This window comes from Nocardia asiatica NBRC 100129 (assembly GCF_000308415.1).
In the GTDB taxonomy this organism is placed as follows: Bacteria; Actinomycetota; Actinomycetes; order Mycobacteriales; family Mycobacteriaceae; genus Nocardia; species Nocardia asiatica.
This window is the reverse complement of the sequence record NZ_BAFS01000014.1, coordinates 17891-37162: the sequence shown is the minus strand read 5'-3', so window position 1 is coordinate 37162 and position 19272 is coordinate 17891. Positions and strand designations below refer to the sequence as shown.

Below are 19272 nucleotides of genomic sequence, written 5' to 3'. Positions count from 1 at the left end.
CCTGTTGTAAGCTACTCCAGGTTCGCTTCACGGGGTGTGGCGCAGCTTGGTAGCGCGCTTCGTTCGGGACGAAGAGGTCGCAGGTTCAAATCCTGTCACCCCGACTCGTGGTTGAGACGACGGGAAGGCCCCTGACCGGTTCACGGTCAGGGGCCTTCTTTGTGGTCTAGGACGCCAGGGCCGCACAGCCACGGCGGCCGTCGGATCGGCGTCGGCCGCAGCGGCGGGACAATGTCTTGTATCTGCGGCAAGACATCCGTATCGGCGTCGTCCACTCTCAGATCCACGACGAGGGTCGGCTGGCTGGGAGGCCACATGCAGTCCTTCCCGACTTCGTCACTGCGGCGGCTGTCCAGCGCGTCGGTGTGCGCACTGAGAAGGCGGACACCTTGCCACCACACGCCCGCCCGGAAGCACAGCACCCCCACGAAGACGACCGAGCCGACCCACGGCACCGAGACAAGAAGTGGTGATATCGCTCAGAAATCGCCCTCGATCATCAGCAGGTACGCCGCCTCCAGGTGCACAAGGCATTCGTCCGGGTGGTGCTCGCAGTGGATATCCAGCAGTTGCCGGGCACGTTCCACCGTCAATCCCAGTAAGCACACTTGGCACATCACCTCGGCCAGCACGCCGTCGGCCTGTACGAAGGTGGTACTCCCTCCGGGGTTCGTCGTCATGCCGGTTTGCCTTCGCGTGGCATGGCAGCCTTGCGCGGGCAGCGCTTCGTCCGGCAGGCCATGTGGTAGCGCATCACCATGTGCGCCTGCGAGATCGTGAACGGCACACTCGGCGCATTTCGAGGGGCTGCATCGCAACGGCGATGAGTTGGTTGGTGGCGAGAGATTCGGCAGGCATGGCGCAGTACTTCTCTCCATCCGGAGCAGCGGAGGTTCGGGCGGTATCCGGCACCGGGGGCTTTCGCCACCGGCCTGCCACTCTGGCGAGCTGGTGCGCCGTGCGGAGTACAGCGTCGCCCCGGTGCCGGATACCAAGCGGACCGTACGGCCAAAAAACCGCTTGTTTCCGGTTCAATGCCGAAACCTGTTGAGAGATACGGAAATCGGTATATGGTGCGGACGGGCCAAATGCTATTGGTAGATAACACCCGACTGGACGACTACCGCGCACCTACGGCACAGCAGGGGGTACCCGAAGATGTATATGACGACGGGCGAGACCATCCGCCGGATTCGCAAATCCGCCGGAATGACCCAGGCGGAACTCGGTGCGCTCATTCACTTCACACAACCTGCCATCTCGCAGCTAGAGCATGACGGCCCCGCCGTTTACGATGTCCGCGTTCTCCGCCGCGTGGCAAGAGCGCTGCAAGTACCGATGGCCATACTGGCGGTGCAGTCGGATGAGGAGGCGGATGTGAACCGACGCCATTTCTTCAGAACGGGAACAGTCGGTGCCGCAGTGGCAGCAGGCCAAGGGCAGAAATCTGGTGCCGCGGTCGCCGCCGCAGGCGTGCGGGTAGGCCGATCAGACGTCGAGCGGATCAACCGCAGTATCAACCAAATCCATGAGCTTCAGTTGATCGCAGGAGGCGATCGCCTGTGCGCAGTCGCGGCCAACGAAGTGCGGTATGTCGAGCAGTTGCTGGACGCGGGTAGCTACACCGACCAGATAGGCAACATGCTGACCGGTGCCGCTGCCGAGATGATGACTGCCGCAGGCTGGGTGCACTACGACGCTGGCTGTTGGCACGAAGCCCGCCGCTACTACGCCGATGCCGCGCAGGCCGCCGCGGTTGTCGGCGATGGCATCGCCGCTGCCCATGCCTGGATCAACGCGTGCCTGCTGTCGTACCGGGAGGGTTCACGTGCGAAGGAAGGTGTTCAGCTGGCCGAAGCCGCACAGCTCGCCGCCCGACGTGAGGGCGGTCCGAAGCTGCGAGCCTTGGCAGCGATCCGCGAGGCCGAAGCCCATAGTGTGATCGGTGACCGGACTGCCGTGGTGGCAGCAATCAACCGGGCGCATCGCGCCTACGATTCGACCAGGGGACATGACCCCGAATATCTCGCTCACTTGCCCGCAGCGCAGATCAGCGGCCTCACCGGACTGGCCTTTATGCGCCTGGGCGACCACCAGACGGCGACCACCTACCTGCGGTCCGCCATCAACGGAACTGCGGCTTACCCGCGTGAACGAACTGCCTGGCAAATTCGCCTGGCGGAGAACATGATTCAGGCCGAGGTCATCGATGACTGCTGCACCCTATTGACTGACAATTTTGCCCACATGCGGGCAGTGGCATCAACCCGGCTTCAAAGCGCTCTCGGCACAATCGTCGACCAGTTGCGGTCGTACTCGACGGTGCCGGAGGCCCGAGCGTTCCTCGGCATGTGGATGGCACACTGACAACTCGGTAACGTTGCTACGCGCTGCCACCAATGTAGTCGGCAACCCGGCTGCGAAGGCTCTCGTATCGCAGCCGGGTGCTTTCATACGAGAGGCAGTACTCGCGAGTTGAAGAATATCGACCCCGCTTCTCTGCCGGCTTCGTGAATATCGTCCCCTCCGGGAACTGCTGCCGCGTCAGGTCGATGGTCTTGCCGTCTACGATATTGAAATAGTGCGACACAGTTTGATCGTCGGGCAGGGTAGCGACCGTGTTGAGAATATATCCGCCGAGGTAATCTTGCACCACACACGCAGTGACGGCGCATTGCCCCTTGGCACTGTTGGCTTCCGTCCAGCCGGAAGCGCTACTGGTATCTGCGGACCAGGATTTGTGAAGCGCGCTTGCCAGAGTTTCCAGCGTTCCAGCCCACACGCGCACAGTCTACCGCGCTCGCTGTGGAAACAGACTGAATCGCTACAACGGGCATACCTGATGGTTGTCGGCTCTGCGGCGGGGGATGAAGTCGCCGAGCACTGATCGCAGGGGCGGCACGTCGATACACTCTGGGCGTGCCATTGATCGAGGTGACCTATGCGTCGCATGTCCCCGAGACGATCCTTCGGGAACTCTCGCAACAACTTCCGCATCTGGTGTCGGTGGCGGTCGAATGCCCGGAGGAACCTTACGACTCGGATCTGCGGCCGGGGGATGTCGAGATCCGGTTCCGGGAGTTGGGTCCGTTCGATCGCAGTGGGCTGGATGTGGTGATCGAGGTGCGGTCGAAGTGGTTCGCCAGCCGGGCCGACAACAGGCAGGAGCGCGTCGAGCGGCTGCATGCAGATATCGAGAAGGCGACAGGACTGGACGATTTCGGGGTCTATTTGTCGCTGCCGGTCGCGGCGTGGGAGCAGAGCGAGTCAGACCGCCAGGCGTGAGCCGGACCTCCGACTGGTGAGCGGTGGCGGGTCTGCGGCGAAGTGCGCGGGCCAGCAGGGGTCCGTGGTGGACAGTGACGGCATTCGTCGAGGGCCTCCGAACCGCTCCCGCACGCAGCGGACGCCGGTTAGCCTCGGAGCACGATCGACCCGAATCCGAAGGGCAGCAGCGGTTATGCACGGATCAACTCCCCATGCGGCAGACGAGGGCTTGCTCAGCGGCAAGACAGCGGTGATCACCGGGGCCAGTCGGGGCATCGGCCTGGCGATCGCGATCAGGTTCGCGGCGGAGGGGGCGAATGTCGCGATGATCGCCCGCACCCAGGAGCCGCATCCCAAGCTGCCGGGCACCATCCACACCGCCGCCGCGCACGCCGAGGCGGCGGGCGGCGACGTGCTGCCGCTGGTGGCGGATGTGCGCGACGACAAGGCGATGGCCGGGGCGGTCGATCGGATCGTCGACCGGTTCGGCGGCATCGACATCTTGGTCAACAACGCCGGATCGGTCGATCTGACCGCCGCCGAGCGGATCGGCATGCAGCGCTACGACCACATGCAAGCGGTGAACCTGCGCGCCCCGTTCCTGCTGTCGAAGCTGACGCTGCCGCATCTGCGCGTCTCGGCAGGAGCCGGACGGAATCCGCACATACTCACCCTCTCCCCACCGCTCAATATGAATCCCGAGTGGGTCGGCAACGGTGTCGCCTACACCGTGTCCAAATACGGTGTCAGCATCGCGACCATCGGTTTGGCCCATGAGTTCCGGCCCTACGGCATCGCGGTGAACTCGCTGTGGCCGCGCACCAAGATCGACACCGCCGCGGTGCGCAACCTGCTCGGCGGCGCGGAGGCCGTCGCGGCGTCCCGCACCGCGCACATCTGCGCCGACGCCGCCCTGTTGATGGTGACCAGTCCCGCCGCCACCTACACCGGCCAACTCCTGCTCGACGAGGACGTGCTGACCGCCAACGGTGTGACGGATCTGGACCGATACCGCGTCGTCCCAGGCGACGGCGAACTGGCCAACGACCTGTTCGTCGACGCGTAGGGATACGGGTTGCGACGATCGCGCGCCAGATCGCCACAAACACGGCGGCACGCTCCCGACAAATCCGACACGTGGGTCACTTGCGCCTTTCCGGGTAAACGGATCGTATGCGGGAATATCATCGCTGAAACCTCTATTCCCGCAATCGACGAAAGGTCGGCAGATGAGCAAGCCCGTCGATGGCGTGCGCGCAGACGAATCGCTGTCCGGGAAGACCGCGCTGGTGACGGCGGCCTACACCGGCCTCGGCAGGTCGATCGCGAAAACGCTCGCCGCTCGAGGCGCAAACGTCGTGATCCAGCATCCGCACTTTCCGGAGCCCGCCGCGGAGGTGGTCAAGGAGATCACCGAGGCGGGCGGCACGGCGCAGGCGCTCGCGGCGGACATCGCCGATCGCACCGAGTACGAGGAATTGGTGCAGGTGCTGCTGGAGGAATGCGGTGAATGGCACGTGCTGGTCAACACCGCGGCGGTGCCGGAGTCCGAGCCCTTCCCCAAGCTCAGCTCGGAGGCGTTCGACAGCAATTTCGCCGGGACGGTGCAGGGCGTGTTCCACGGCCTCCAGCTGGCCTTCCAGCACTTGGCCGACGAGGGCCGGGTCATCACGGTCTGTGATCCCGCCGATCCGGGCGGCGCGGTGCACGACGCGACGCGCGGCGCGGTCGAGCAGCTCGGCCAAGCCGTGGCCCCGGACTTCGTGCCGCGGCGGATCACCGTCAACACGGTCAGTTACGGCGCGGGCACGACCGACAACGCGGAACTCGAGGTCGCTCTCGCCGCGATCGCCCCGGCCGAGCCGGCGGCGGTGGTCGCCTATCTGGCCGGCGATGCGGCGAGCACGGTGAACGCGCAGGTCATCCGGCTCGGCGCCACGGGCGAGCCGCCGCGATAGACGCGGCGGCGCGCCCGAGGCAGCACGTCACGCGACGATCGTGCCGCCGTAGGTCGTGAAGCCGCGGCCCAGCGCCTGGCAGCCGAAGCTGCCGTGGAAGCCGACCTGGCAGGTCGCCCCCGCGTGCGCGATGATCGGACCCCACTGTCCCGAGCCGGTCCGCACGTCGTAGATGCTGGGATTGCCGCCCGGCAGTGTGTAGGGCGTGGCCGGGTCGAAGGTGGGATGCGCGGGCAGCCACGGCTGGTCGATCACGATTTCGCTCACCTTCACCGGCACCGGCACGTAGGTGTCGCCGACGTAGTAGCTCAGGTGCAGCGGAGAGGCGAAATCGCAGCCGACCGAGCCGTTCCCGAAGATGGCGCAGTTCGTGCCGCCCACCGAGAAGTAGACCGTGCCCGGGTCGGCCTGCGCGTTACCGGCCGCGATGATCGGCGCGACCGCTACGGCGGCGAGTGCTCCGGCGAACTTCGTGCTGCGCTGCATACCGACTCCTTGGTGATTCGCTGAGGGACAACCGACTCGACAACTCTGTCGAACCCGCGCCGGATTCTGTTTCGCCCAGCGCCGGGCACGGCGCGGTGAGCAGACGCTAACGCGGCGATAACTTATGGACACCCCACCGAAATGCGAGGTCAATAGCGTACACAGCCATGTCGACACGGATAGCCACCTTGGCGGACGCGGCGGGCAAACCGCTGCGCGACGTGGTGTACGCGGCGCTGCGCAGCGAGCTCATGAACGGGGACATCAAGTTCGGTGAACGCCTGACCGAGCCGAAATTGTCGGCGCGCTTCGGCATCTCGCGCACACCGATTCGGGAGGCGCTGACCGTGCTGTGCTCGGACGGGCTGCTGCAACGAGAAGAGTACGGCTTCAGCCCGGTGCGCCCGAGCATCCCACTGATCCGCGACCTGTACGAGCTGCGAATCACCTTGGAACTGGGCGGTCTCCAGCGCGCCGTGACCAATCCGGCCGTCACACACGATCGGGAACTGCTGGAAGCCGAGCGCGCCGCCTGGCTGGAACTGCGCGCCGATCCGCCCGAACAGGAACCCGGTTTCGTCGTGCGCGACGAGGAGTTCCACGTCACGCTGCTCACCGCCGCGGGCAACACCGAGATGGTGCGCGCGCTCAAAGCGGTGAACTCCCGCATCCGCCACGTGCGCATGTACGACTTCATGGTCAACAACCGGATCGAGACCACCATCGCCGAGCATCTCGGCATCCTGGACGCCGTGCTGGCCGACGATCTCCCGCTGGCCTACCGGCTGCTGCACACGCACATCGGTGAATCGCTGGACGTGGTGCTCGAACGGGTCACCCGCGCGATCACGGCGATGTCGCTGGCCACGGATTAGCAGGGAGCGGTTGTGGGGCTGGAATTCGATACGGTGCTCGTCGCCAATCGCGGCGAGATCGCCTGCCGCATCATGCGTACCGCGCGGACGCTCGGGTTGAAGACGGTCGCGGTGTACTCCGACGCCGACGTGGGCGCCGCGCACGTCGAAACGGCCGATGTGGCGGTGCGTCTGGGTGCTGGCCCGGCCGCGGCGTCCTACCTGCGCGCCGACCTTGTGGTCGAGGCGGCGCTGGAGACCGGAGCGGGGGCGATCCATCCCGGCTACGGATTCCTCTCGGAGAACGCCGATTTCGCCGCCGCGATTTCGGACGCGGGGATCGCGTTCGTCGGGCCCACTCCCGAGCAGCTGCGTGTCTTCGGCGACAAACACACCGCTCGCGCGGCGGCTCGCGCGGTCGGCGTGCCGCTCGTCCCGGGCAGCGACCTGCTCGAGTCGGTCGATCACGCGGTGGCGGAGGCGGAGCGGATCGGCTTCCCGGTGATGCTGAAGGCGGTCGGTGGCGGTGGCGGCATCGGTATGCAGGCTTGCTTCGACCCGGACCAGGTGCGCGTGGCCTACGAGCGCGTGCAGCGCGTGGCGGCGTCGAACTTCGGCTCGACCGGCGTCTTCCTGGAACGTTTCGTCGCACGTGCCAGGCATGTCGAGGTGCAGCTGTTCGGCGACGGCCACGGCCGCGTCGTCAGCCTCGGCACCCGGGACTGTTCACTGCAACGCCGCAACCAGAAGGTGATCGAGGAGGCCCCCGCGCCGGGCCTCACCGAGGCGTTGTCGCAGCGCCTGCTGGCCGCGTCCCGCGAACTCGCCCGCTCGGTCGGGTACCGCTCGGCCGGGACGGTGGAGTTCGTGTACGACACCGACGACGGCACCGCGTCGTTCCTGGAGATGAACACGCGTTTGCAAGTGGAACATCCGGTCACCGAGGCGGTCACCGGCGTCGACCTGGTGGCATGGATGCTGCGCCTGGCCGGCGGGGACACCTCGATGGTGGACGAGCTGCCGGAGAGCGGACCGCCGATCACCGGCCACGCGGTGGAGGCGCGCGTCTACGCGGAGGATCCCGGCCACGATCACCGCCCGAGCGCGGGCCTGATCACGGCCGCGCGTTTCCCGGCCGACGTGCGGGTCGACACCTGGGTGGGCACCGGCTCGGAGGTCAGTCCGTATTACGACCCGTTGCTGGCCAAGGTGATCGGTTCGGGCGAGAGCCGGACGGAGGCGTTCGCCGCGTTGCGCACCGCGCTCGCCGCCACGCGGATCTACGGCGTGCAGACGAATCTGCCCCAATTGCGCCGAGCCGCAGGCGATCCCCGGGTGCTGGCCACCGAGCACACCACCACGACGCTGGCCGAGATCCGCCCGGTCGGGCAGCGCATCGATGTGCTGCGCGGCGGGACCATGACCACCGTGCAGGACCACCCCGGCCGGATCGGGTTGTGGGAGGTGGGCATTCCGCCGTCCGGTCCGATGGACGACCTCTCCTTCACCCTCGCCAACACCGCGGTCGGCAATCCCACCGGCGTGCCCGCACTCGAATGCACTCTGCAAGGCCCGCGATTGCGATTCTCCGACAGCGCAGTCGTGTGCGTGACCGGCGCGCCGACCCCCGTGCTGGTGGACGGCCACCCGGTGGCCATGTGGGAGCCGGTCACCGTGGCCGCGGGCGCGGTGCTGGATATCGGCGCACCCACCGACACCGGTCTGCGCACCTATCTGGCGGTGCGCGGCGGTATCGACGCCCCGCTCTATCACGGCAGCGCGGCCACCTTCACCCTCGGCGGCTTCGGCGGGGTGACCGGGAAAGCGGTCGCCACCGGCGATGTGCTCGGCATCGCCCCGATCACCGCCGGCGAACTCGGCGCCCCCGCCACGGTGCCGCCGGAGGTCCGGCCGCGGTTCACCCATGACTGGCGACTCGCGGTCGGTGTCGGTCCGCAGACCTCGCCCGCGTACTTCACCGCTGCCGACATGACCCAGTTCTGCACCCACCCGTGGCGGGTCGGCAGCCACGCCAACCGCACCGGCATCCGCTTGGAGGGGCCGAAACCGGCCTGGTCGCGGACCGATGGCGGCGACGCCGGGCTGCACCCGTCCAACCTGCACGACAATCCCTACAGCGTGGGCGCGTTGAACGTCTCCGGTGACACGCCCATCCTGCTCGGTCCGGACGGTCCCAGCCTCGGCGGCTTCGCCTGCCCGCTCACCGTGGTGTCCGCGCATCGCTGGCGGATGGGCCAGCTGCGTCCCGGCGACTCGGTGCGCTTCGTGCCGGTCGACGACGCGGAGGCGGCCGCGTTGCGCGCGGCCGACCACAGTCGCGTGCCGGATCCGGTCACCGATTCTCTTGCGGCCCTGCGTGATCGCGGCGTCCTCGGCGGCGTCGAGGCGGCGCGGGACCGGCCGGGTGTGCGGTATCTGCGCGGCGGGGACGACAACGTGCTGGTCGAATACGGCGAGATGGTGCTGGATCTCGGGCTGCGCATGCGGGTGCACGCACTGGCCGAGGCCTTGGCGGGCGCTGGGCTGCCCGGCATCCTCGACGTGACGCCCGGCGTCCGATCCCTGCACATCCACTTCGATCCCGAGGTGCTGCCGCAGTACCGATTGCTCGGCACGCTGGCCGAACTCGAACTGGAGCTGCCCGCCACCACCGACCTGGTGGTGCCGAGCCGCACCATCCGGCTGCCGCTGTCGTTCGACGACCCGTCCATCGCCGAGGCGATCGACCGCTATCGCAGCGGCGTGCGCGACACCGCGCCCTGGCTGCCGTCGAACATCGAGTTCATCCGCCGCATCAACGGGCTCGACAGCGTCGAGGACGTGCGCGGCGCCGTGTTCGACGCCGAATATCTCGTGCTCGGACTCGGTGACGTGTATCTCGGTGCGCCGCTGGCCGTCCCGCTCGATCCACGCCACCGCCTGGTCACCACCAAGTACAACCCGGCGCGGACCTGGACCCCGTCCGACGCTGTCGGCATCGGCGGCAAGTACCTGTGCGTGTACGGGATGGCCTCGCCCGGCGGCTACCAGCTGATCGGCCGCACCGTGCCGATCTGGTCCAGCTATCGGCAGTCCGCGCCGTTCGAAGCGGGCACGCCTTGGCTGTTCCGGTTCTTCGACCGCATCGTCTGGGAGCCGGTCGGCGCCGAGCAGTTGCTCGAATACCGTGCGGCGGCCGAGGCGGGCCGGTTCGACGCGGAGGTGAGCGAGGGCAGTTTCGCCCTCGCCGACCATATGCGGATGCTGCGCACCGAGGCCGACGCCATCGCCGAGTTCGAGGCCAGACAGGCGGCCGCGTTCGAGGCGGAGAAGCAGGCGTGGCGGGCGGCGGGCGAATTCGAACGCACCACCGTCGCACCGGTCGCCGCACCGGTCGAGAACCCGCTGGCCGGGGTGCCCGCGGGGGCGGACGTGGTGACCGCGCCGATGGTCGGCAACGTCTGGCGGGTGGAGGTCGAGCCGGGACAGCGCGTCACGGCCGGGACGCCGGTCGTCGTCCTGGAAGCGATGAAACTCGAACTCCCGGTGCACAGCCCGGCCGATGGCACCGTGTTGAAGGTCCTGACCACCCCCGGCGCCAAAGTCGAGCCGGGGACTGCCCTAGTAGTGATCGGAGTCGACTGAATGCCCCCAGGCGTCCCAGACAACCCGGCCGACCCCGTCGAACGCGTCGCGGCCGCCTACCGGCGGATCGCCGAGGTCGACCGGCCGGAGGTGTGGATCACGCTGCGACCGGAACAGGAGGTCGCCGCCGAAGCGGCCGTGCTCGCACAGCGGCTCGCCGCGGGTGAGACATTGCCGCTGGCCGGAATCCTGGTGGCGGTCAAGGACAACATCGATGTGGCGGGCCTGCCGACCACCGCGGCCTGCCCGGAGTTCGCCTACCTGCCGGAGGTCACCGCGGCGTCGGTCGAGCGATTGATCGCGGCGGGCGCGCTGGTGCTGGGCAAGACGAACCTGGACCAGTTCGCCACCGGGCTGGTCGGGACGCGCAGCCCGTACGGCGCGGTGCGCAATGCCCTGCACCCGGAGCTGGTGTCGGGCGGATCGAGTTCCGGCTCCGCCGCGGCGGTCGCGCTCGGCGTCGCCGACATCGGCGTCGGCACCGACACCGCCGGGTCGGGGCGGGTGCCCGCGGCGTTGCACGGGATCGTCGGCATCAAGGCCACGCTGGGCGTGATCCCGGCGCACGGGACCGTACCCGCCTGCGCCGACTACGACGCCGTGACGGTCTTCGCGGCCGACCTCGACCTGGCGGTCACCGCGGCCGCGGTGATGGCGGGCCCGGAGCCGCGCGACCCACGGAGCCGAACCTGGCCGGCCGACGTCCGGCTGGCCGCCCCGCTCGCGCCGCGCGTCGCCGTGCCGCGCGCGGAAGATCTGGCCGCGCTCAGCGAGCCGTATCGGGAAGCGTTCGCCCGCACCGTCGCCGCGGTTGCCGACACGGACGCGAAGACCGAGGAGCTCGACATCTCCGTCCTGCTCGACGCCGCGCTGTTGCTCTACGACGGCGCGCTCGTCGCCGAACGCTATGCCGCGATCGGTGAATTCCTGGACACCAACCCCTCGGGCGCGGATCCCACGGTCGCCGCCATCATCGGCGCCGCGCGAGCGCAGACCGGCCCGGCGTTCGCCGCCGATCTCGACGCACTCGCCCGTGCGAAAGCGGCGGCGGCCGAACTGCTGAGCGGTTTCGACGCACTGCTGTTGCCGACGACCACCGAGCACCCGAGCATCGCCGCGGTGCGGGCCGATCCGGTCGGGATCAACCGGCGGATGGGCACTTACACCAACTTCTGCAATCTGCTGGACATGGCCGCCGTCGCCGTCCCCGGCGCATCCACCGCCGACGGCGCGCCGTTCGGCGTCATGCTGGTCACCCCGGCGTTCGCCGATCAGGTCGCGATCGACCTCGCCGCCCGCCTGCTCGGACTCGACAGCGCGCCACTGCTGGTGGAACACGGGGTCGATCTGGCCGTCTTCGGGGCGCACCTGCGTGGACAACCGCTGCACTGGCAGCTCGAGCAACTCGGCGCCCGCTTCCTCGGCGACATCCGAACCACCGACGCCTACCGCCTGACCGCGCTGGACACCACCCCGCCCAAGCCGGGACTGGTCCGTCACGGGCCGGGTCGCGGGGCTGCGATCGAAGGCGAACTCTTCCGGGTCTCCGCGGCCGGACTGGGCGGCTTCCTCGCCGAACTGCCCGCTCCCATGGCGCTGACCAGCATCGAACTCACCGACGGTCGCGCGGTAGTCGGCTGGACCTGTGCCTACGATGCCGCGCGGGCCGCCACCGACATCACCCACCACGGGAGCTGGCGCGAATACCTGCGACATCGCTCCTAGCCGCCCCGATGGCCCGTGGTTCGCGAGCACGCTCGCCGCCACGGGCCATGCTTCGGACCACGGTTTTAGACATTTGTGCTAGACATTCGTACCACCCTCGTGTTAGACATTTGTCTCAGACGTTTGGTCAATCCAGTGTGAGTCGAGGGAAGTCATGAGCGCCAAGTCCGTCAACAGCCAGCTCCGCGTACTCGTCGCGGGCGGCGGCATCGGCGGCAACGCCGTCGCGCTGCAATTGCTCCGCAGCGGCATCCGAGCCACCGTGGTGGAACGCGCCGCGGCGCCGCGGCCGGGCGGGCAGGCGGTCGACCTGCGCGGACCCAGCCGGGAAGCGGCCGAGCGCATGGGCATGATGCCGGGCGTCCGCGAATACCAACTCGACGAGCGCGGCATGAAGTACGTCGACGACGCGGGCCGCGAGATCCTCCGCATGCCCGCCGAGATCTTCGACGGCAAGGGCGCGGTCGCCGAGATCGAGATCACCCGTGGCGACCTCAACCAGGTGCTGCTCGATCTGCTCGCCGCCGAGGGCGGGGTGGACTACCGGTACGGGGAGTGGATCACCGAGATCCGGCAGGACGACGCGGGCGTCGACGTCACTCTCGCCTCCGGCGCCGCCGAGCGATTCGACATCGTGATCGGTGCGGACGGCCTGCACTCCGCCACTCGCCGGATGGTGTTCGGCCCGGAGGAGCGATTCACCACATACCTCGGCGGCTACATGTCGTTCTTCACGCTGCCGCGTCCGGAAGACCTGGAGCCGCATTGGTTCACGATGCATTCGCTGGTGGGCGCCACCGGCTTGGGCATGCGGCCCGACGCCGATCCCGCCACCTGCAAGGCGCTCGTGGTGATCCGCGCCGAAGCGGATCCGCTGCTGCGCCGGGACGTCGCGGCGCAGCAGCGGTTCATCCGTGCGCGCCTGGCCGGCGGCGGCTGGGAGGCCGCCCGCATCGCGGCGGCCATGTCCGAGGCGCCCGACTTCTACTTCGACGAGCTGGCCCGCATCGACATGCCGAGCTGGGTCGAGGGCCGGGTGGTCCTGCTCGGCGACGCTGGGTACTGCGGCTCACCGCTCACCGGGCAGGGCACCGCCATGGCGCTGGTCGGCGGGTACGTCCTCGCCGGTGAACTCGCCGCGCACGCCGACAACCCCCGCGCGGGACTGACCCGCTACGAGGAGGTGCTGCGCCCCTTCGTGCGGAAGGCCCAGCAGTTGCAGCCGGGCGGCCTGAGCGCCATGACGCCCAAGTCGCGCTCGGGTATCCGCGCGGGACACGCACTCAGCAAGCTGATGATGTCGAAGGCCATGCGCCCGGTCATGATGCGGATGCTCAGCAAGACCGAGACCTACGAACTGCCCGAGTACTCGGCGGTGACCGTCGGTCACTGAGCCGGTGCGTCGGCGGCGCGGTCGCCGGGCGACGACGTACCGGGATCAGTCGATCACGGTGCGTTCGTCGAGCAGGAACGGCAGCACGAAATTCCGCAGCATCGCTCGTTCCTCGTCTTCGCCCGCGCCGGGCAGCGTCAGCAGCGACACCATCGCCCGCACCACCCATCGACCGACGCGCTCGGCCGCGAGCGCGGGCAGCCCGGGGCGGAAACCGGCGACGAAGTTCGTGGCGAGCGCGTCGACCACACCCGGCGAATTGGCCAGCTGCGCAACAATTCCCACGTTGGAAGGTTCGAACCACACCGCCAGATGCGGCGTTTTGCGCACCTCGGCCAGCAGCGCGATCAACGTGCCGAGCAACTGCTCCCCCGGCTCCGCGCTCGCGGGCCCCGCCCGGTCGCGCCACACCCGCTCGACCAGCTGACGCGCCTCCCGGCCCGCGAACGCCACGTAGAGCGCTTGCCGGTTCTCGAAGTAGCGATACAGCGTGGCCCTGGAACAGCCCGCGGCCTCCGCGACTTCGGCCATGCCGACGCCGCTGACGCCCTTGTCGATGAACAGCGCGCGCACCGCGTCGAGGATGCGCTCACCGGCCAGCTCGGCGCGGCCGTCTGCCAGCCAATCGCCAGTCATGGCGTGTCCTGGTCCTCTCCTATCGCACCGCTGCTGCGGTGCGGACTTCTGCGTCCCGCCGACGCCCACCTATTTCCGGCGCGAGCGGCAGTGCGTGCCCGGGCCGCTCAGCCCCTGCACCGGAAAGGCACAGTAGTCGGCCTCCGGACGTACGGGCCGTTCGCATACTCGACCGCGTCGATGTCGACCACATACTGCGGGAACCGATCGAGCAACTCCTCCAGCGCGACCCGGGCCTGCATTCGCGCGGCCGCCGCCCCCAGACAGTGGTGCGGACCGTGCCCGAAAGTGAGGATGCGCTGCGGATTACGCTCGATGTCGAGGTCGGCGGCGTCGGCGCCGAATGCCCGTTCGTCCCGGTTGGCTGACCCGAACACCAGCAGCACCTTGCGTCCCGCCGGCATTGTCCGCCCGGCCAGTTCCACATCGCGCGTCGTCGTGCGGGCCAGTCCTTGCACCGGCGAGGTGAGCCGGGCGAACTCCTCCACCGCGACGCGGATCCGGTCCGGTTCCGCCGCGAGCACCGCGCGCTGGTCCGGATTCTGTTGCAACAGTTGCACCGCGCCGCCCAGCAGGCCCGTGGTGGTGTCGTTGCCGCCCGCCACCATGGTCCAGGTGTAGGCGAGGATCTGGACCAGGCCGCGCACGTCCGCGTCGTCGGCGGCCATCCCCGCCTGGACGAGCAGTGACACGGTGTCCTCGCCCGGATCGGCGCGCCTGCGCTTGATCAGCTCCGCGAAGTACCCCATCATCTCCGCCGACGCCGCTTGCGCCTTGGTGTTCGTCCGATCAATGCTGCCGGCGACGACGGCGTCGGTCCACCCGTCGAACCTCACCCGATCCTGCTCGGGCACGCCGAGGTAGTGCGCCACCACCATGCTCGGCAGCGGCTTGAACAGCTGCCTGACGATGTCGCCGCCGCCCTGGGCCGCGAGGTCGTCCAGCCGGTCGCGCACGAACCTGCGCACCACCGGCTCGACCTCCTCGACCTGGCGCGGCGTGAACCCGCGGGCCACCAGTCTGCGGAAGTCGTTGTGCTGCGGCGGATCCTGCATCACCAGTGGCGGGTTGTCGGTCAGGCCGAGTTCGTCGAGTTCGCCGTACTCCACCGTCAGGCCGTCGCGTGAGGAATACGTGTCGCTGTCGCGTGCCGCTGCGTAGACGTGCTCATGGCGGGTGAGAACCCAATAGTCGTTCTCCGGTCGCGCGGGCGGTACGACGTGCTGCACCGGATCGTGCTCCCGCAGCGCCGCGTACATCTCCCACGGCGAGGCCCAGGTGGGACCGGACCGAAGTTCGAAAACCGGGGCCGCCCGATACGCAACGTTAACCATGTATCGACCGTAAGACAAAATGCGCAAACTGTCTATAACGGGTTACTGTTCGACCGGCCGATCCCCTTACGACCGGCCAGCCACCCTTCCCATCCCGGACCCGGCGCCACACACTCGTCGGTTACCTTCGGCAGCGGCAACAACCGTCTCGTTGCCGGTCAGCTCCGGGAAGAGCCGGTGCGAGCGATCGCCGCGCGTCCCGCGTCCGCCGGGCCGGCCACCCCTCGTAGACCGGCCCGGCGGACACCGTCCCCGAGCTCCGACCTGTCACCCCTCGAGACAGGTCGTTCCCCGGTTCGCACCTCCGGTGGAGGCTTGTCCTCCCTGCGGTACAAACAATGCAGGCGCGGGCTTGGCGCGCACTTAAGAACACCTTGCAAGATCAAACCCGCAGGTGAGAGGGGTTTACCAAGTGGTGACCCGGCAAGCGCCTACCGCCGGACCCCGGTTCGCGGGATGATGGTGACAAGTGCGCCAAGGAGATTGGGAGCGACGATGGAAACCGTGGTGGTCTGGATTCTGGCCAGCCTGCTCTACTGGTGGGGCCTGCTGTAGGTGTCCGAACCTGGCCGCCTACCCCGGCCAGGTCTACTCCCGCACGTCCGCACCCTTCCGCGCTTCGCCGGGCAGCGTCTCGACGCAACGCACCCACACCGCCCCGGCGGCAGAAACGATCGAAGGCGACCGTCCGCCGTGACGGAATCCGTCACACGGACCGCAATGCGTGACCTATACCTGCGCATGCCCCGTCAGGAAGGGCCGCCGTGCTCGGTGCCGCTCCATACTCGAACTCGGAGTCCGTCCTATCGGAGCACACGCGCGACGAATGACCCGAGCGGGCGGGTACCTCACCGCAGAACGTCTACGACGGCTTTCGTCACTTCCGCCAGCAGGGCATTGTTCACCTCGGCGGCCTCGTCGGACTTGCGGCTCTGGATCGCGATCACCAGCGGCGCCCGGCCGCCCTCCGGCCAGACGATCGCGACGTCGTTGGCGGACCCGTAGGAGCCGGTGCCGGTCTTGTCGCCGGTGACCCATGCCGGGGGCAGCCCGGCGCGGATGCGTTCGGCGCCGGTGGTATTTGCTTTCAGCCAGGCGATCAGCTGTTCGCGTTCCCGGGCGCCGAGCGCGTCGCCCAGCACCACGGCGCGGTAGTCGGCGGCCAGTGCGGCCGGAGTGGTGGTATCGCGCTCGTCACCGGGGATCGCGGTGTTGAGTTCGGTTTCCCAGCGGTCGAGCCTGCTCGTCGGATCGCCGAGCCTGCGCAGGAACGCGGTGAACGCCTCGGGGCCCCCGAGTTCGCGCAGCAGCAGGTTGCCCGCGGTGTTGTCACTGCGGGTGATCGCGGCCTCCGCCACCTGCGCCAACGTCATTCCGTCGGCCACCGCGGCGCTGGTCACCGGAGAGTGCTCGACCAGATCCGCCTCGTGGAATCGGATCACCCGGTCGAAATATCCGGTGTCGAGCGGATGCGCGTGCAGCAGCGCCGCGGCCGCGAGCGCCTTGAAGGTGGACAGGAACGGGAAACGCTCGTCGGCGCGGTGGGTCACCGTCGCACCGGTGCCGGTGTCCACGGCGAACAGCCCGACCTGCGCGCCGTAGCGCGCCTCCACCGCGTCCAGGCTCGCGGGCGCGGCGGGCCCCGCCTGGACGCTGGTGGTGACCGAACCGGGCTGCGCCGCATCGGTTTCCGCCGCGCATCCGGCCAGTAGCGCCAATGCGGCGGCCATTGCCACCCGATAGTCGCGTGTCAGCCGAGACATGCCCTCACTCTGACATCCCGGCACTCACCGGGCGAACAGGATCGGCCGGACACGCCGAAGGCAGGCGCGCGCCGTGGCGCGCGCCTGCCTTCCGCGCGATCAGCCCGCCAGCCCGGCGCGCACGCCCTCCTCGACCCGCTTGCCGAGGTCGGCGTCCACGTTCTTCCAGTACTCGAAGACCCGGCTGAGCACGGGCTCCCGCACACCGCCGAGCACGTGACCGACGATGTTGCCCACCAGCCGCTCGCGTTGCGCGTCGTCCAGCACCTCGCGCACGAGGGTGCCCGCCTGGGTGAAGTCACCGTCCTGCTCGTGCTGGACGTAGCCCGCCCGGACGATGGCCGGGTCGAAGTCCCAGATGCCGCCGTCGGGCGCCTGCTCCGGGTCGGCGTGCGGACCGCCGAACGAATTCGGCGCGTAGACCGGGACACTCGGGTCGTTGTAGTAGTACCGCATGGCGCCCTCCTTGGAGTAGGAGTTCACCTCCGCCGCCCTGGCCTGGTTCGGCGGCAGCTGCGCGTAGTTCGCCCCGATGCGGTAACGGTGCGCGTCCGCGTAGGCGAAGACGCGGCCGAGCAGCATCTTGTCCGGCGAGAACCCGATGCCGGGAACGACATTCGACGGCTCGAACGCGGCCTGCTCGATGTCCACGAAGTAGTTGCGCGGGTTGCGGTTCAGCGTCCACTTGCCCACCTCGATCAGCGGGTAGTCCCGATGCGACCACACCTTGGTCAGGTCGAAGGGGTTGAACCGGTAGCCCTCCGCCTCCGCGACCGGCATGACCTGCACGTAGACCGTCCAGCTCGGGAACTCGCCGCGCTCGATCGCCTCCCACAGATCCTTGCGGTGGTAATCGGCGTCCTCGCCCGCGATCCGGTCGGCATCGGCCTGGGTGAGGAACTCTATGCCCTGGTCGGTCTTGAAGTGGTACTTGACCCAGAAGCGCTCGCCGGCGGCGTTGATCCACTGGTAGGTGTGCGAACCGTAGCCGTTCATGTGCCGGTAGGTCTTCGGGATGCCGCGATCACCCATCAACCAGGTCACCTGGTGGGCGGTCTCCGGGCGCAGGGTCCAGAAATCCCACTGCATGTTGTGGTCGCGAAGACCGTTGCCGGGCAGTCGCTTCTGCGACCGGATGAAGTCGGGGAACTTGATCGGGTCCTTGATGAAGAAGATCGGCGTGTTGTTGCCGACGAGGTCGTAGTTGCCGTCCTCGGTGTAGAACTTCACCGCGAAGCCGCGCGGGTCACGCCAGGTGTCCGGGCTGCCCTGCTCCCCGGCGACGGTGGAGAACCGCGCCAGCGATTCCGTGCGCGTACCCGGCTGGAACAGCCGGGCCTTGGTGTACCTGCTGACGTCGTTGGTCACGACCAGCTCACCGTACGCGCCCGCGCCTTTCGCGTGCACGATGCGCTCCGGCACCCGTTCACGGTTGAACTGGGCCAGCTTCTCGATGAGGTAGTGGTCGTGCAGCAGGATCGGGCCCTGCGCGCCAGCGGTGAGCGATTCGTCGTCGCTCTCGACCGGGATTCCGGTGTTCGTGGTCGTCGGCTTGGTCATGAGTCTCCTCGACTGGTGGACATCGTCCCGGGAGGGCTGCCCGGGCGTGAGGGGTGGACCGCTACTCGGAACGGCACGTCGGGCACAGTCCCCAGAAGACGACCTCGGCTTCATCGATCACGAATCCGTGCGCGTCCGAGGGGTCCAGACAGGGCGCTGCGCCCACAGCGCAGTCGACATCGACGACCGCGCCGCAGCTTCGGCACACCAGGTGGTGGTGGTTGTCACCGATCCGGGTCTCGTACAACGCGGACGAGCCCGCCGGCTCGATGCGGCGCAGGATCCCGGCGCGCACGCAAGCGTGCAAGACGTCGTAGACCGCCTGCGTCGACACCGAGCCCAGCGCTTCCCGGACGGTGGCGGCCACCGTGTCGGCATCCGCGTGCGGCCGCGCCGCGACCGCGTTCAACACGGCGATGCGCGGGGCGGTGACCCGCAGACCCGCTGCTCGCAGCCACTCGCGTGGGGCGGCGCCGTTGGTGTGCATGCTTCGATTCTGACCCTTTTCTGGAATAAGTCAAGAAAATAATCTGGAATCAATCAAGAAAACTCGACCGCGCCAAAAGTCGCGTCTACCGGCCGCGACATACCTTTCGCGACACCAGCCTGGCCGCATGCCTGTGTCGAGCGTCACAAATTTGGGCCGGAATA

16 protein-coding genes and 1 tRNA gene are annotated in these 19272 nt (G+C 68.3%); 9 read left to right on the top strand and 8 right to left on the bottom strand.

Going from position 1 to position 19272, the window contains the following annotated elements; translation table 11 throughout:
* Positions 1-30 precede the first annotated feature (30 nt).
* Positions 31-104, top strand: a tRNA-Pro gene (locus ON27_RS01785).
* 375 nt (positions 105-479) lie between these two features.
* Here ON27_RS01785 and ON27_RS01775 read toward each other — a convergent pair.
* Positions 480-680 (bottom strand): hypothetical protein, encoded by a 201-nt coding sequence (locus tag ON27_RS01775; RefSeq protein WP_043718327.1) that lies wholly within the window; start codon positions 678-680, stop codon positions 480-482.
* Between the two features lie 478 nt (positions 681-1158).
* Here ON27_RS01775 and ON27_RS01770 point away from each other — a divergent pair, with 478 nt between their 5' ends.
* The gene (locus tag ON27_RS01770; RefSeq protein ID WP_043718325.1) at positions 1159-2367 is read left to right on the top strand and encodes a helix-turn-helix domain-containing protein; all 1209 of its coding nucleotides are present in this window, start codon (positions 1159-1161) and stop codon (positions 2365-2367) included.
* A gap of 16 nt (positions 2368-2383) precedes the next feature.
* On the opposite strand, the gene ON27_RS01765 is transcribed toward ON27_RS01770, so the two are convergent.
* Positions 2384-2782: a YunG family protein gene (locus ON27_RS01765; RefSeq protein ID WP_157227059.1), complete on the bottom strand. Its 399-nt coding sequence runs from the start codon at positions 2780-2782 to the stop codon at positions 2384-2386.
* 137 nt (positions 2783-2919) lie between these two features.
* Here ON27_RS01765 and ON27_RS01760 point away from each other — a divergent pair, with 137 nt between their 5' ends.
* The 3 genes from ON27_RS01760 to ON27_RS01750 all read left to right on the top strand — a co-directional run bounded on the left by ON27_RS01760 (position 2920) and on the right by ON27_RS01750 (position 5225).
* A complete protein-coding gene (locus ON27_RS01760; RefSeq protein WP_043718320.1) occupies positions 2920-3285 on the top strand; it encodes a hypothetical protein in 366 nt (121 codons plus the stop codon).
* Between the two features lie 175 nt (positions 3286-3460).
* On the top strand, positions 3461-4333 hold the full coding sequence (locus ON27_RS01755; protein WP_051046124.1) for an SDR family oxidoreductase: 873 nt from the start codon (positions 3461-3463) through the stop codon (positions 4331-4333).
* A 163-nt stretch (positions 4334-4496) separates the two neighbouring features.
* On the top strand, positions 4497-5225 hold the full coding sequence (locus ON27_RS01750; protein ID WP_051046123.1) for an SDR family NAD(P)-dependent oxidoreductase: 729 nt from the start codon (positions 4497-4499) through the stop codon (positions 5223-5225).
* A 27-nt stretch (positions 5226-5252) separates the two neighbouring features.
* Here the strand turns inward: ON27_RS01750 and ON27_RS01745 are convergent, their stop codons facing one another.
* Entirely contained in the window at positions 5253-5711 is a 459-nt protein-coding gene (locus tag ON27_RS01745) for a hypothetical protein (protein ID WP_043718317.1), read from the bottom strand.
* A gap of 167 nt (positions 5712-5878) precedes the next feature.
* Here ON27_RS01745 and ON27_RS01740 point away from each other — a divergent pair, with 167 nt between their 5' ends.
* From ON27_RS01740 to ON27_RS01725, 4 genes are all read left to right on the top strand, one after another.
* The gene (locus tag ON27_RS01740; RefSeq protein WP_043718314.1) at positions 5879-6586 is read left to right on the top strand and encodes a GntR family transcriptional regulator; all 708 of its coding nucleotides are present in this window, start codon (positions 5879-5881) and stop codon (positions 6584-6586) included.
* A gap of 12 nt (positions 6587-6598) precedes the next feature.
* Positions 6599-10210: an urea carboxylase gene (gene uca / locus ON27_RS01735; protein ID WP_043718312.1), complete on the top strand. Its 3612-nt coding sequence runs from the start codon at positions 6599-6601 to the stop codon at positions 10208-10210.
* Positions 10211-11935, top strand: a complete 1725-nt coding sequence (gene atzF / locus ON27_RS01730) for an allophanate hydrolase (RefSeq protein WP_043718310.1) — start codon at positions 10211-10213, stop codon at positions 11933-11935.
* A gap of 154 nt (positions 11936-12089) precedes the next feature.
* Entirely contained in the window at positions 12090-13328 is a 1239-nt protein-coding gene (locus ON27_RS01725; protein WP_043718307.1) for an FAD-dependent monooxygenase, read from the top strand.
* A gap of 45 nt (positions 13329-13373) precedes the next feature.
* On the opposite strand, the gene ON27_RS01720 is transcribed toward ON27_RS01725, so the two are convergent.
* The 5 genes from ON27_RS01720 to ON27_RS01700 all read right to left on the bottom strand — a co-directional run bounded on the left by ON27_RS01720 (position 13374) and on the right by ON27_RS01700 (position 19108).
* Positions 13374-13964: a TetR/AcrR family transcriptional regulator gene (locus ON27_RS01720; RefSeq protein ID WP_043718305.1), complete on the bottom strand. Its 591-nt coding sequence runs from the start codon at positions 13962-13964 to the stop codon at positions 13374-13376.
* Between the two features lie 107 nt (positions 13965-14071).
* The gene (locus ON27_RS01715; protein ID WP_043718303.1) at positions 14072-15298 is read right to left on the bottom strand and encodes a cytochrome P450; all 1227 of its coding nucleotides are present in this window, start codon (positions 15296-15298) and stop codon (positions 14072-14074) included.
* A gap of 848 nt (positions 15299-16146) precedes the next feature.
* The gene (gene bla, locus ON27_RS01710; protein ID WP_043718300.1) at positions 16147-17061 is read right to left on the bottom strand and encodes a class A beta-lactamase; all 915 of its coding nucleotides are present in this window, start codon (positions 17059-17061) and stop codon (positions 16147-16149) included.
* A gap of 99 nt (positions 17062-17160) precedes the next feature.
* The gene (locus ON27_RS01705; RefSeq protein ID WP_043718298.1) at positions 17161-18621 is read right to left on the bottom strand and encodes a catalase; all 1461 of its coding nucleotides are present in this window, start codon (positions 18619-18621) and stop codon (positions 17161-17163) included.
* Positions 18622-18682: 61 nt separating this feature from the next.
* On the bottom strand, positions 18683-19108 hold the full coding sequence (locus ON27_RS01700; protein WP_043718296.1) for a Fur family transcriptional regulator: 426 nt from the start codon (positions 19106-19108) through the stop codon (positions 18683-18685).
* Between the last annotated feature and the right edge of the window lie 164 nt (positions 19109-19272).